Consider the following 12773-nt stretch of genomic DNA (forward strand, 5'->3'; position numbering starts at 1 on the left):
GGAGGGATCCCGAGGTCATCTCGGGCAGAGTTCTGGAGGTATGGGAGACATTGCTCTCAGTATTTCTCTCAAGGGCTGAGGTGCTGAAAGCTGGCGCTACAAGAGGGGTTGGAACGTTTCCGGCAACGATATCGACAGACAAAAACATTAAGCCATTCCTTAGCTTTGGTAAAAAAGCGTCGCCTCATGGCGATCTCAATAAAGCATCCTTTGACACGGCTCCAATTTCATCCTGACGGAGCCAGGGCGAACCCCTATGCGTCATAGGAGGAAACCTTAGTCGGAAATATCGTAACCGCAAGTAGGATTTTTCCGATTATTGAAAATAATTGTCGGACGATCCAAAACTACGGTGCTATCGCCGAGAACACAGAGAGGCCGCCGTCAGCGCGGAATTCGTGAAAGGATTCAATGTCGCAGACGCGCTGCGGCCTGATAAGAGACCGCAGCGTCGGGGGAGGGAGGGGAGATCGGGGGAAGAGGGGGCTCAGCAGTGAGTATGTTCCGCCGCGTGCATCGCCAGGTAGGCATCCAGCTTCTTGTCGTTCAAACCCAACGTGTCGAGAATTTGCCCCATGAAGCTGACAGGCGCGCTACCGGGAGCCGTGACCACGCCCTTATCGGCAACGGCATAGGGCACATCCTGATAATAAGCCGCTCCGCGATAATGCACTTGCTTCAAGTTGTCGGCGGAGTTTGACGTATGGCGCAAGTGATCCAGAACTCCAGCCTTCGCCAGAACGCGGGTGCCGTCACAGATTCCCGCTACGACGATTTTCCGCGCGTGGGCCGCACGAACTAGCGTCTCGATCGCCGGTGCATTGTCTGTTTTCCAGATTGGACCTCCCGTCACAATCAGCAAATCGACATGTTCCAACTCAATGGCCTCGATGGCCTGGTCAGGGATGATGGTCATTCCTCCGGACGAGGTCACTTGCTTGCCAGCGGGAGCGGCAAAACAAGTGTCGAAGCCGTAGTAAGCGCGCCCCGTGGAATTGATGAGGGCGGGCTCCCAGTCAGAAAAATTCTCGGTGAGAATAGTAACGGCACGTACCATTTGAGTGTCCTTCTCAAGATTCCATGATAATCAGCGGCAACATACCCAAGACGCGGGTCTCGCCACCGAGTGTAGACGCCAGCGATGTCGATGAATAAGTGGGTGACCTTTTGGCAGTGTGTATTTCAGCTGACAATGACAGTGATCAACTGGCGCTCATATTTAGCGCGTTTAATTAGTGAAGAGCGTTCTTAGTGCAATTAATTATAACTACACTAAATGACCGTTTAGTTTAGTTATATTGGATCTATCCTTATCAAAAAGGGAAAGCCATGAATCAGCGTACGACAAACGCCTCAGACGTGATAACCAAGCTCGATCTGGAACCGCATATTGAAGGTGGGTATTTTCGCAGAACCTACCAGGCCGACCATCGAGACATGCTGCAAACAGCCGACGGCCCACGCTATTTGCTGACTTCGATCTACTATCTGCTGACTGCAGATTCTCCGGTGGGACAGTTTCATTTCAACCAGTCCGACATACTGCATTATTTCCATTTGGACGATGCCATCGAATACAGCCTGATCCATCCTGACGGATCACTGCAGACATTCATCATGGGCAACGATTTTCTGGCAGGACAGTATCTGCAATTGCACGTACCGGGCGGCATGTGGAAAGCATCTCGATTGCTGGACGGCACAAACGGTTTTGGATTGGTCAGCGAAGCCGTTTCACCAGGATTTGATTTTGCCGATATGGAGATGGGTAATCGGCAAAAACTCACGACAGCGTTTCCACAGCACCGAACGCTGATTGAAAAGCTGACGTGGGATTAGGATCGAGCGCTGCAGATTTAAAGGATTATCAGGTTGGAGGGAAAGACGATGTGAGGCTTTAAGGAGAATGAAATCTCTTGGGCAACGAGGCTAATCTCGAAACATATTGTTACGTGTAATGTATATTATGTTAAATGATGTATTACGCTACGTGCCCTTGCAGTCGTTCAATCCCACATGCTTTCGTTCAAAGTCCCATAGCCCCCGGTTTCCCAGAAAATCCAACGCTTGGCCCATATTCATCGTCCCGTCTCTCCAGATCGCATCTCTCTAAACTCCAGTTGGCACAATAGAGCCCTGTATGGTATTCGACCATAGAAGTAATAGGCCTTGCGCGCGTCGTTCAACTTAGAGGCGCGCAAGGTTAAAGACTATCGCGAACCTCCGCGGACGGCATTCCGCTGTAGTGTCCGCACTAGCTCGTCAGCAACATCGATAGCATCACCCTGGAACTTGAGCCATGCCAGGTTGTTCCTGGATGCATACTCAAGGCGCTGCTGATTCCAAAGGTCAATCTCTTTCCTGACCTTGACTATCTGGTTGACCACCTGCTGAATCTGAATATCCCACTTGCTCGCGCCCACTCGCTTGTGACACGACTGGACTTCACGGCACCCGGCATCTACGCGTGAGAACCAATGCGTGAACATGAAGATTTCGTACGGGCCTTCAGTGAGGGCTCTGGCAGCCTGAACAACATCCATAGCCGCAACCACGAAGAATGCAACTCGAGAGGCTGTTGATCGATCACCAGGCACTAAATCACGTAGCGCTTGGAGCTCCACTGCGGCATCAGAAAGGGAGCTCTGCATTTGCTCTAAGTCGCCCCGTTCTAGCGGACGATTGTTAAAATTAATGCAACATACAGCTTCTCCCAACCGAGATTTGACTGCGTTAAATTTCTCACGGCTCAGCGAAAAGTCACGCAGTGAACCATCACCGATCTCTACCCTCTCCACCTGGCATGGCGCGCCGTACACGTAGCGCTCATTTTCTCGAAGAAAACTCAGCGCGAGTGTGTGGTCGTGGCACAGAGGGCGGCATCGCTCCATTTGATCATCGATACCTGGCTGCATCGCATTTTTCATCGAAGCCAAGCCATTGTATAGGTCAGAGAATTTCTCTACCGCCTCAGCGTAAACCTCATCGAAGTTAACCAGCTTGGGCTTCTGCTTGATCTCGAAGGGTACAGCTCCCGTATCTGCAATGTACTCGATCACGCTGGCGAAGTACCCACTCACGGACAGGCCGTGAATCTTGAGTACTTGTTCGGCTTTCTCTTTGTCTTCGTCTGCCACCCGGGCATTTATCTGGGCCATAAGGCCTCCCATTCCGTCGTTAGGTTTCCATCAAGCCGTCGTAGCTCGATGGATGTAGTAAAGCATATTGCTTTACCGTAAAGCAATTCACTTTACCGACACTCGGAAAAGTGAGAAAAATTTGTTATGCCAGCAGTCTCGGCGTGCCTCGGAGCGTCAAGTGAGCTGTCCTTCAAAATCGAGCGCTCGATAGGTGTTCATCCAGAGCGCCTCGATTCTTAGGCAAAATACTGGTCCGGGCGGAGACATTCGAAAAAGCGAGCAATGTCTTTGAAGAAGCCACGTTTAACGCATTCCCGCCCCTTGCTGATACTCCCGAGGCGTACAACCAAACTCCCGCCGAAAAACCGTGTGCAAATACTGCGCAGACTTAAACCCACAACTGCGCGCAACGTCGGCAATCACCGAGTCAGCATTTTTCAAGCCGCTGGTAGCCGCTGCCAATTTGAAACGCAAAATCTCGTCATGCACGCTACAACCACGCTCACCGCGAAAATGCGCTTCGAGTGACGAACGCGACACACCGACATAAGCCGCCACCTGTGCCGTTTTGATGCCCTGGCAGGCGTATTGGCGAATGAACAGCAGCGCTTGCATGACGTACGGATTGCCCAATGGCTGGTGCAAACTCGACACCTGCACGTTCACAGCATCCGGCGGAATCAGGATCTGCGTGCCGGTCGACGGCATGCCGTGCAGCATCTGGTGGAGTAATTGCGCAGCGGTGCGGCCCATGGTTTCGGTACCTTGGATGACCGAACTTAGTGGCACCCGGGTCAGGCTGCGGGTCAGCGGATCATTGTCGATGCCAATCAATGCCACCTGCTCCGGCACGGCAATCCCGGCGGTCAGGCAGGCTTGCAGCAACTGACGGGCGCGGGCGTCGCTGACGGCGATGATGCCAATGGGTTTGGGCAGGCTTTGCAGCCAGGCGATCAGTTGTTCGACGGCGCTGTCCCAGAGCGGCGCGCTGGTGCCCATGCCGCGATAGATTTCGCCGTGCAGGCCGTCGCGTTTCATCAGTTTGCGAAAGGCTTTTTCGCGCTCCTGCGCCCAGCGATTGGCTTGCGCTTCCGGCAGGCTGAAGCAGGCAAAACGCTGCAGTCCCGCCTCGATCAAATGCGTGTAGGCCAGTGTCATCAACGCGTTGTTATCGGTGGCGACGTAGGGAATCGCTTTCGGATAGGCGCGTTTATCGTCGTACGAGCCCCCTACTGCTACCACCGGCATCTGGATATCGGCCAACGCCTCGCCAATCAGCGGGTCGTCGAAGTCGGCAATGATCCCGTCACCCTGCCAGCGCTCGATGCCTTTCAAGCGACAGAGAAAATCCTCTTCCAGGAACAAGTCCCAGGAGGCACGGGTGCTGCTCAGGTAGTTGCCGATGCCGCTGATGATCCCACGGTCGTAGATCTTGCTGCCGTTGAACAACAGGGCGATGCGGTGAACAGGCGGTACGGTTTTCATTGTTTTTATGCTTGTTCAAGGCCCCTTGTCACGGAGGCGATTGGCACAGACTAGGCGCGTGACCGAAGAAGCTCAATACGCAAAATCGCACCCCGTGTTGATGTTTTTCATAATCAGCGGGCACAGGGCCGTTGCTAGTATCGAGACACCGCCAAGAACAACAAGGACAAGGTCCATGCAGTATTTCCCCGATGTCGATGCGATTCGCTACGAAGGCCCGGATAGCGATTCCCCCCTCTCCTTTCGTCACTACGACGCCGATAAAATCATCCTCGGCAAACCCATGCGCGAACACCTGCGCATGGCCGCCTGTTACTGGCACACGTTCGTCTGGCCCGGTTCCGATGTGTTCGGCGCGGGGACGTTCAAGCGCCCATGGCAACACGCCGGTGATCCGATGGAAATGGCCATCGGCAAGGCAGCCGCCGCCTTCGAATTCTTCTCCAAACTGGGCATCGACTATTACTGCTTCCATGACACCGATGTCGCCCCGGAGGGCCGCTCTCTGAAGGAGTATCGCAACCACTTCGCGCAGATGGTTGATCACCTGGAGCAACACCAGGAAGCCAGTGGAATCAAGCTGCTGTGGGGCACGGCCAACTGCTTCAGCAATCCACGCTTCGCAGCGGGTGCAGCGAGCAACCCGGACCCGGAAGTATTCGCCTGCGCCGCAGCACAGGTGTTCAGCGCCATGAACGCCACCCAGCGCCTGAAAGGCGCCAACTACGTGTTGTGGGGCGGTCGTGAAGGCTACGAAACCCTGCTCAACACGGACTTGAAGCGTGAACGCGAACAGCTGGGCCGCTTTATGCGCATGGTGGTCGAGCACAAGCACAAGATCGGTTTCACCGGCGACTTGTTGATCGAACCGAAGCCGCAGGAGCCGACCAAGCATCAATACGATTACGACAGCGCCACCGTGTTCGGCTTTCTTCAGCAGTTCGGGCTGGAGCGCGAAATCAAGGTCAACATCGAGGCCAACCACGCCACCCTCGCCGGCCACAGTTTTCATCACGAGATCGCGACAGCCGTCTCACTGGGGATTTTCGGCAGCATCGACGCCAACCGGGGGGATCCGCAAAACGGCTGGGACACCGACCAATTCCCCAACAGCGTCGAAGAAATGACTTTGGCCACTTACGAAATCCTCAAGGCCGGCGGCTTCAAGAATGGCGGGTTCAACTTCGACTCCAAGGTTCGCCGGCAAAGCCTTGATCAGATCGATCTGTTCCATGGCCACGTCGGCGCCATGGACGTTCTTGCCCTGTCTCTGGAGCGCGCAGCCGCCATGGTGCAGAACGACGAACTGCAACGTCACAAGGATCAACGCTACGCCGGTTGGAAGCAGCCATTCGGGCAGGCAGTGATGGCGGGCGACTTCAACCTTGAATCGCTAGCCGAGCACGCGTTCACCAACGAGTTGAACCCGCAAGCCGTCAGCGGCCGCCAGGAAATGCTCGAAAACGTGGTCAACCGGTTTATCTATCGCTGATCACACAGAGAGTCTGCGGGCGCATTCATGCGGTGACATTTCTACGACAAATCTGTGCCTGCTGCGCCTGAGGATTCTCTACAGTTTTACCAGCCCGATACTCATCGTCAGGCCGTGTCTTTCCAACAACAATAAAAGGACGCCCCACTATGAAGAACGTAAAACGCACGCTATTGGCCACTGCCCTGGCCTTGCTGTCTCTGCCAGTGCTGGCTGACGCTGCCCACCCGAAAATCGGTTTCTCCATTGATGATCTGCGCCTGGAGCGCTGGTCGCGTGACCGTGATTACTTCGTCGCGGCGGCCGAAAAAATGGATGCCAAGGTCTTCGTGCAGTCGGCCGATGCCAACGAACAGAAGCAGATTTCCCAGATCGAAAACCTCATTTCCCGGGGCGTCGATGTCATCGTTATCGTACCGTTCAACGCCACGGTGCTGACCAACGCGGTGGCTGAAGCGAAGAAAGCCGGGATCAAGGTAGTGTCCTATGATCGGCTGATCCTCAACGCTGATGTCGACGCCTACATTTCCTTCGATAACGAAAAGGTCGGCGAGATGCAGGCCAGCGGCGTGCTGAGCGCGGCGCCCAAGGGCAATTACTTTTTGCTCGGTGGTGCGCCCACCGACAACAACGCCAAGATCCTGCGTGAAGGCCAGATGAAAGTGCTGCAACCGGCCATCGACAAGGGCGATATCAAGATCGTCGGCCAACAGTGGGTGAAGGAATGGAACCCGACCGAAGCACTGAGCATTGTTGAAAACGCCTTGACCCGCAACGACAACAAAATCGACGGCATCGTTGCCTCCAACGACGCCACGGCCGGTGGCGCCATTCAGGCTCTGGCGGCGCAACAACTGGCCGGCAAGGTGCCGATTTCCGGGCAGGACGCTGACCTTGCTGCAGTCAAGCGCGTGATCGCCGGCACGCAAACCATGACCGTGTACAAACCGCTGAAACTCATCGCCACCGAAGCGGCCAAGCTCTCGGTGCAACTGGCGCGCAACGAAAAACCTGCCTTCAGCTCGCAGTACGACAACGGCAGCAAAAAAGTCGACACCATCCTGCTCACACCAACCCCGCTGACCAAGGACAACATCGACCTGCTGGAACAGGACGGCTTCTACACCAAGGCGCAAATTGCCGGGAAGTGATCCCATCACAACTCTGCGGTGATGCGAAAACCCTTGTGGGAGCGAGCTTGCTCGCGAAGACGGCAGCACATTCAGTATCGATGCCAGCTGAACCACCGCTTTCGCGAGAAAGCTCACTCCCACAGGTTTCGTGGTGTGTGAGTCTTTGATATACGAGCCCTGTCCATGTCCGACTATCTGCTGCAAATGAACGGCATCGTCAAAACCTTCGGCGGTGTCAAAGCCCTCAATGGCATCGACATCAAGGTCAGACCCGGCGAGTGCGTTGGCCTGTGCGGCGAGAATGGTGCCGGCAAGTCCACGCTGATGAAGATCCTTTCGGCGGTCTACCCCCATGGCACCTGGGACGGTGAAATCCTCTGGGACGGGCAACCGCTCAGGGCGCAATCGATCAGCGAAACGGAAGCCGCCGGTATCGTCATCATTCACCAGGAACTGACGCTGGTGCCCGACCTGTCGGTGGCCGAAAACATTTTCATGGGCCATGAGCTGACGCTGTCCGGCGGGCGCATGAACTACCCGGCGATGATTCACCGCGCCGAAGCGCTGATGCGGGAATTGAAAGTCCCCGACATGAACGTATCGCTGCCGGTTTCGCAGTACGGCGGCGGCTATCAGCAACTGGTGGAAATCGCCAAAGCCCTCAATAAAAAGGCCCGCCTGCTGATCCTCGACGAGCCCTCCTCGGCCTTGAGCCGTTCGGAAATCGAGGTGCTGCTGGACATCATCCGCGACCTCAAAGCCAAAGGTGTTGCCTGCGTCTACATCTCGCACAAGCTCGATGAAGTGGCCGCCGTGTGCGACACCATTTCGGTGATCCGCGACGGCAAACACATCGCCACCACCGCCATGGCCGACATGGACATTGCGCAGATCATCACGCAGATGGTCGGACGGGAAATGAGCAACCTCTACCCCAGCGAGCAACACAATATTGGCGAAGTGATTTTCGAAGCCCGCCATATCACCTGCTACGACGTCGACAACCCCAAGCGCAAACGGGTCGACGATATTTCCTTCGTGCTCAAACGCGGCGAGATCCTCGGTATCGCCGGGCTGGTCGGCGCCGGTCGTACCGAATTGGTAACCGCGCTGTTCGGCGCTTATCCCGGTCGCCACGAGGGCGAAGTCTGGCTGGACGGGCAACCCATCGACACGCGCACACCGCTCAAATCAATCCGTGCCGGCCTGTGTCTGGTGCCGGAGGACCGAAAGCGCCAAGGCATCATTCCTGACCTGGGCGTTGGCCAGAACATCACCCTCGCCGTGCTGGACAACTATTCGAAACTGACCCGCATCGATGCCGAAGCCGAATTGGGCTGCATTGATCAGGAAATCTCGCGCCTGCACCTCAAGACCGCCAGCCCGTTCCTGCCGATCACCAGCCTTTCAGGTGGCAATCAACAAAAAGCCGTGCTGGCGAAGATGCTGCTGGCCAAACCCCGAGTGCTGATTCTCGATGAGCCGACCCGAGGCGTGGACGTCGGCGCCAAATACGAAATCTACAAGTTGATGGGCGCGCTGGCCGCCGCCGGCGTGTCGATCATCATGGTCTCGTCGGAGCTGGCCGAAGTGCTCGGCGTTTCCGACCGCGTACTGGTGATCGGCGAAGGCCAGTTGCGTGGCGACTTCGTCAACCATGAGCTCACTCAGGAACAGGTGCTCGCAGCCGCCCTCAGTCAGCCTGGCAGTCATAACAATAATGATCGGAAATCCGCGTAAATGAATCAGGTCAAACAACTGTTCACTCGCTACAAAATGCTCGCGCTGGTGTTTGCCGTGGTGCTGATCTGGCTGTTCTTCAGCTGGCAGACCGAGGGCGGATTCCTGACCCCGCGCAACCTGTCCAATCTGCTGCGGCAAATGTCGATTACCGGCATTCTCGCCTGCGGCATGGTGCTGGTGATCATCAGCGGCGAGATCGATTTGTCGGTCGGTTCATTGCTCGGCCTGCTCGGTGGCCTCGCGGCGATTCTCGATGTGGTCTATCACATTCCGCTGTTGGCCAACCTGAGTCTGGTCGCGCTGTGCGGGCTGATGATCGGCCTCGCCAACGGCTACATGGCGGCTTACCTGCGCATCCCCTCGTTCATTGTCGGCCTGGGCGGCATGCTGGCGTTTCGCGGGATTCTGCTGGGGATCACCGGCGGCACGACCATCGCGCCGGTATCGCCGGAGCTGGTTTACATTGGCCAGGGTTACCTGCCCCACGCGATCGGCACTGGCCTGGGCATTTTGCTGTTTGCACTGACGGTATTCCTGACCTGGAAGCAACGGCGTAATCGCGCCCTTCACGGCCTCGCGGCGCATTCGTTGGTGCGTGATGTTATCCGCGTGTTGGTGATCGGCGCCGTGCTGGCCGGTTTTGTACAGACGCTCAATAGTTATGACGGCATTCCCGTGCCAGTCCTGCTGCTACTGATTCTGCTGGGCGTATTCAGCTACGTGACCAGTCAGACCGTGTTCGGCCGGCGCGTGTATGCCGTGGGCAGCAACATGGAAGCGACGCGCTTGTCAGGCATCAATGTGCAGGCCGTGAAACTGTGGATCTTCGGGATCATGGGTGTGATGTGCGCCCTCGCCGGCGTGGTCAACACCGCGCGCCTCGCCGCCGGTTCGCCTTCTGCCGGGAGCATGGGCGAACTCGACGCCATCGCCGCCTGCTTCATCGGCGGCACCTCGATGCGCGGCGGCTCCGGCACGGTGTACGGCGCCCTCCTCGGCGCGCTGGTCATTACCAGTCTGGACAATGGCATGTCGATGCTCGATGTCGACAGTTACTGGCAGATGATCGTCAAGGGCAGCATTCTGCTGTTAGCCGTATGGGTGGATGTCAGTACGCGGACCGGGCGACGTTAAGCGGTTACGGAGGGGGTTCGCCCCTCCGTACCTGGCCAGCCCTGAATCGTCGCGCCAGCCAGAGTCATACGATCTCTATTTTTTCTCAAGGCACTGAAAGCCAGACGTAGCGTGCTATAGACCCATGTTTAAGCTGCATGGGTCTCTTGCCCATCGCCGTCGGATACGGTAAAAACCGGTTAGTTGTACGACAACATAATAAAAACCGGGTCGCCTTGAGCGGCTATTACTCTTGAGATCTGCCATGCCTCACCCTACCGCTACGCAAACCGTGCCGCCGCCCTACCCTCGATATCTGGCTGTGATCATTCTGTTGTGCATGGGCTGTGCGTTTGCCGGCAATCATGTGGCGGCGCGAGTCGCCTTTGATGATGGCGCGGGTGTGTTGCTGGCGATTTTGATGCGTTCCGGCGGGACCTTGCTGGTGCTCGCCATCCTCGTCCTGTGGCAAAGACAAAGCCCGCGCTTGCCGGTGGGCGCGTGGCGCTGGCAACTGTTGCTGGGGTTGCTGATCACTGCGCAGAGTCTGTGTCTGTATTCCGCTGTCGCACGGGTGCCGGTGGCGCTGGCCCTGCTGGTGGCGAACGTATTCCCTATTCTGCTGGCATTGCTCACTTGGGCGCTGGGTGGCCAGCGACCGAGCGCACGCACTGCGACATTGATGGGGCTGATTCTATTGGGCCTGGTGTTTGTGCTGGATGTCCCCGGGCGGCTCTCAACCACGACAGATGTCAGTGCGCAATGGCTGACGGGCGTCGCGCTCGCGTTCTGCGCCGCCAGCGTGTTCGCCTGTGCGCTGTGGATCACCGACCACAAACTGTCTCAGGTACGTGGCTCGGTGCGCAGTCTGCTGACCATTTTCATCGTGTTCAGCAGCGTCAACCTGGCAGGGCTGACGGGCGCCCTCCCAGGCGGACTGAACCTGCCCGCCACCTCGACCGGATGGCTGGCCCTCGCCACTTTGGTGGTGCTGTACGGCACAGGTTTTATCGTCTTGTTCATTTCAGTACCTCGACTCGACATGCCGCGCAATGCGCCGGTCATGAACATCGAGCCATTGGCAACGCTGCTGATGGGCTGGATTGTGCTGGACCAAATGCTCAGCAAAGGACAGATTTTCGGCGGGGTGATTGTGGTCATGGGCATCGTTTTGCTGACTTATCGTAAATCAGTGGTCAAGGCTGAGGTTAAAGCCAGTGCGTGAGGGTTTCTCTCCAGTGGTCAGGTTCGTGATTAACCCAAAGCAGTGTCGAGAAACATCATCACCCCAAAGCCGAGCATCAGTCCCAAGGTGGCCGGGGTCTCATGCCCGTTGCGATGGGTCTCGGGAATGACCTCATGGGACACCACAAAAATCATCGCCCCGGCGGCCAAACCGAGCGCGATGGGATATCCCAACGCAAAGCTGCTGGAAATACCCAGTCCGACAATGGCGCCAATGGGTTCCATCAACCCAGAACCCACCGCAATCATGGCTGCGCGCAGTGCGGAGATGCCGGTTACGCGTAATGCCAGGGCGACTGCCAGACCTTCGGGAATGTCTTGAATGGCGATGGCAGTCGTCAGCGGCAGTCCCACCTTCATATCGCCGTTGGCGAAGCTCACGCCAATGGCCATGCCTTCCGGCAGGTTATGCAGTGTGATTGCCAGCACGAACAACCAGACACGATTGATGCGCTGCGCGTCCGGCCCACGGCGTCCGCTTTTCTCGTGTTCGTGAGGGACGAAACGATCAAGACCGACCATCAGCGCTACGCCCAATCCCAAACCTGCGACGACGACGCAGGCTGCGAGCAGTTGGTTATCGCAAAGCGCCTGAGCCGCTTCGATGCCAGGCAGAATCAGCGAAAACGAACTGGCGGCCAGCATCATTCCGGCAGCGAAGCCGAGCATGATGTCTTGGGTTCGGGCGGCGATGTCTCGCAACGCGATCGCTACGACAGCACCCATTGCCGTCGCAGCGAAGCCGGTCATGCCACCGATAAAGGCGAAGTACAGATTCTGTTTGTTGGCCCCGACGAAGGCGCCATACCCGCTAATCAGCAGGAAGATTGTCACCCCGATCAGAATTGACCAGAAGACGCGCCCGCCCCATCCAGACCCTGAGAAACGAGCGAACCAGGAGCGAGCGGGTGCGCCTGATGAGGTCAACGGCTCGGGCATGGAAATCTCCTGTTGTCTTGAGTCGATCTTTTCAGCGGATGCGGATAACGACCGTACATGACCTCAATGGTAATCGTCTCCAGCGACTGCGCGCAGGTACGCGACGTCTGCTTCTCTGCGCAGGTCGCGCCACTCGTCCCAGCTGAGGATGCCCAAGCGATCCATTTCATCCGACTGGCGCAGCAGTTCGTCGTGATAGGCATCTGGACAGTCCATGCGCAATTCAAGGTTTTCCAGTGCGCGTTGCCAAGTCGCCAACGCGAGTAATCTGGTTTCTTGTGCGAATGTCAGTTGATTCTTGAACGCGTTCATTTCGCCCACCCCGAACATTTCCCGGTTGAGCGACCGATTTCGGGTTAGGTTCAAAATGTCTGAAGAAAAGCGGATGACTGAAAGCTTGTCGTTATATCTCTGCCTTTGTTTGCCTGCGTCCAAGCGTCGCAGTCAACAGCTATTGGCAAATCCTGCGCAAGCCTTAGAATC

11 protein-coding genes are annotated in these 12773 nt (G+C 56.7%); 6 read left to right on the forward strand and 5 right to left on the reverse strand.

The features are described 5' to 3' along the window. Positions 1-487: 487 nt before the first annotated feature. The gene (locus tag ACZ0A4_RS09025; RefSeq protein ID WP_463574183.1) at positions 488-1057 is read right to left on the reverse strand and encodes a DJ-1/PfpI family protein; all 570 of its coding nucleotides are present in this window, start codon (positions 1055-1057) and stop codon (positions 488-490) included. Between the two features lie 272 nt (positions 1058-1329). On the opposite strand from ACZ0A4_RS09025, the gene ACZ0A4_RS09030 reads away from it, so the two are divergent. Beyond that, on the forward strand, positions 1330-1839 hold the full coding sequence (locus ACZ0A4_RS09030) for a cupin domain-containing protein (protein ID WP_463574184.1): 510 nt from the start codon (positions 1330-1332) through the stop codon (positions 1837-1839). A 371-nt stretch (positions 1840-2210) separates the two neighbouring features. Here the strand turns inward: ACZ0A4_RS09030 and ACZ0A4_RS09035 are convergent, their stop codons facing one another. Further along, positions 2211-3158: a type II toxin-antitoxin system RelB/DinJ family antitoxin gene (locus tag ACZ0A4_RS09035; protein WP_463574186.1), complete on the reverse strand. Its 948-nt coding sequence runs from the start codon at positions 3156-3158 to the stop codon at positions 2211-2213. A 285-nt stretch (positions 3159-3443) separates the two neighbouring features. After that, positions 3444-4625 (reverse strand): XylR family transcriptional regulator, encoded by a 1182-nt coding sequence (locus ACZ0A4_RS09040; RefSeq protein ID WP_463574187.1) that lies wholly within the window; start codon positions 4623-4625, stop codon positions 3444-3446. Between the two features lie 175 nt (positions 4626-4800). Here ACZ0A4_RS09040 and xylA point away from each other — a divergent pair, with 175 nt between their 5' ends. The 5 genes from xylA to ACZ0A4_RS09065 all read left to right on the forward strand — a co-directional run bounded on the left by xylA (position 4801) and on the right by ACZ0A4_RS09065 (position 11331). After that, positions 4801-6117 (forward strand): xylose isomerase, encoded by a 1317-nt coding sequence (gene xylA, locus ACZ0A4_RS09045; protein ID WP_463574188.1) that lies wholly within the window; start codon positions 4801-4803, stop codon positions 6115-6117. Positions 6118-6266: 149 nt separating this feature from the next. After that, positions 6267-7268 (forward strand): D-xylose ABC transporter substrate-binding protein, encoded by a 1002-nt coding sequence (xylF, locus tag ACZ0A4_RS09050; protein WP_463574190.1) that lies wholly within the window; start codon positions 6267-6269, stop codon positions 7266-7268. A 165-nt stretch (positions 7269-7433) separates the two neighbouring features. Then, positions 7434-8990: a D-xylose ABC transporter ATP-binding protein gene (gene xylG / locus ACZ0A4_RS09055; protein WP_463574191.1), complete on the forward strand. Its 1557-nt coding sequence runs from the start codon at positions 7434-7436 to the stop codon at positions 8988-8990. Then, positions 8991-10127: a sugar ABC transporter permease gene (locus tag ACZ0A4_RS09060; protein ID WP_463574192.1), complete on the forward strand. Its 1137-nt coding sequence runs from the start codon at positions 8991-8993 to the stop codon at positions 10125-10127. Between the two features lie 244 nt (positions 10128-10371). Continuing rightward, positions 10372-11331: an EamA family transporter gene (locus ACZ0A4_RS09065; protein WP_463574194.1), complete on the forward strand. Its 960-nt coding sequence runs from the start codon at positions 10372-10374 to the stop codon at positions 11329-11331. Positions 11332-11360: 29 nt separating this feature from the next. On the opposite strand, the gene ACZ0A4_RS09070 is transcribed toward ACZ0A4_RS09065, so the two are convergent. After that, a complete protein-coding gene (locus tag ACZ0A4_RS09070) occupies positions 11361-12290 on the reverse strand; it encodes a ZIP family metal transporter (RefSeq protein WP_463574195.1) in 930 nt (309 codons plus the stop codon). Positions 12291-12353: 63 nt separating this feature from the next. Further along, positions 12354-12602 (reverse strand): hypothetical protein, encoded by a 249-nt coding sequence (locus ACZ0A4_RS09075; RefSeq protein ID WP_463574196.1) that lies wholly within the window; start codon positions 12600-12602, stop codon positions 12354-12356. Between the last annotated feature and the right edge of the window lie 171 nt (positions 12603-12773).

This window comes from Pseudomonas sp. AC172 (assembly GCF_979258595.1).

What these genes read in the sequence shown, in the direction of transcription:
- xylG (WP_463574191.1), top strand. Translation starts at nt 7,434, where the DNA reads ATGTCCGACTATCTGCTGCAAATGAACGGCATCGTCAAAACCTTCGGC.
- ACZ0A4_RS09075 (WP_463574196.1), bottom strand. Translation starts at nt 12,602, where the DNA reads ATGAACGCGTTCAAGAATCAACTGACATTCGCACAAGAAACCAGATTA.
- ACZ0A4_RS09035 (WP_463574186.1), bottom strand. Translation starts at nt 3,158, where the DNA reads ATGGCCCAGATAAATGCCCGGGTGGCAGACGAAGACAAAGAGAAAGCC.
- ACZ0A4_RS09070 (WP_463574195.1), bottom strand. Translation starts at nt 12,290, where the DNA reads ATGCCCGAGCCGTTGACCTCATCAGGCGCACCCGCTCGCTCCTGGTTC.
- ACZ0A4_RS09040 (WP_463574187.1), bottom strand. Translation starts at nt 4,625, where the DNA reads ATGAAAACCGTACCGCCTGTTCACCGCATCGCCCTGTTGTTCAACGGC.
- ACZ0A4_RS09025 (WP_463574183.1), bottom strand. Translation starts at nt 1,057, where the DNA reads ATGGTACGTGCCGTTACTATTCTCACCGAGAATTTTTCTGACTGGGAG.
- ACZ0A4_RS09030 (WP_463574184.1), top strand. Translation starts at nt 1,330, where the DNA reads ATGAATCAGCGTACGACAAACGCCTCAGACGTGATAACCAAGCTCGAT.
- ACZ0A4_RS09065 (WP_463574194.1), top strand. Translation starts at nt 10,372, where the DNA reads ATGCCTCACCCTACCGCTACGCAAACCGTGCCGCCGCCCTACCCTCGA.
- ACZ0A4_RS09060 (WP_463574192.1), top strand. Translation starts at nt 8,991, where the DNA reads ATGAATCAGGTCAAACAACTGTTCACTCGCTACAAAATGCTCGCGCTG.
- xylF (WP_463574190.1), top strand. Translation starts at nt 6,267, where the DNA reads ATGAAGAACGTAAAACGCACGCTATTGGCCACTGCCCTGGCCTTGCTG.
- xylA (WP_463574188.1), top strand. Translation starts at nt 4,801, where the DNA reads ATGCAGTATTTCCCCGATGTCGATGCGATTCGCTACGAAGGCCCGGAT.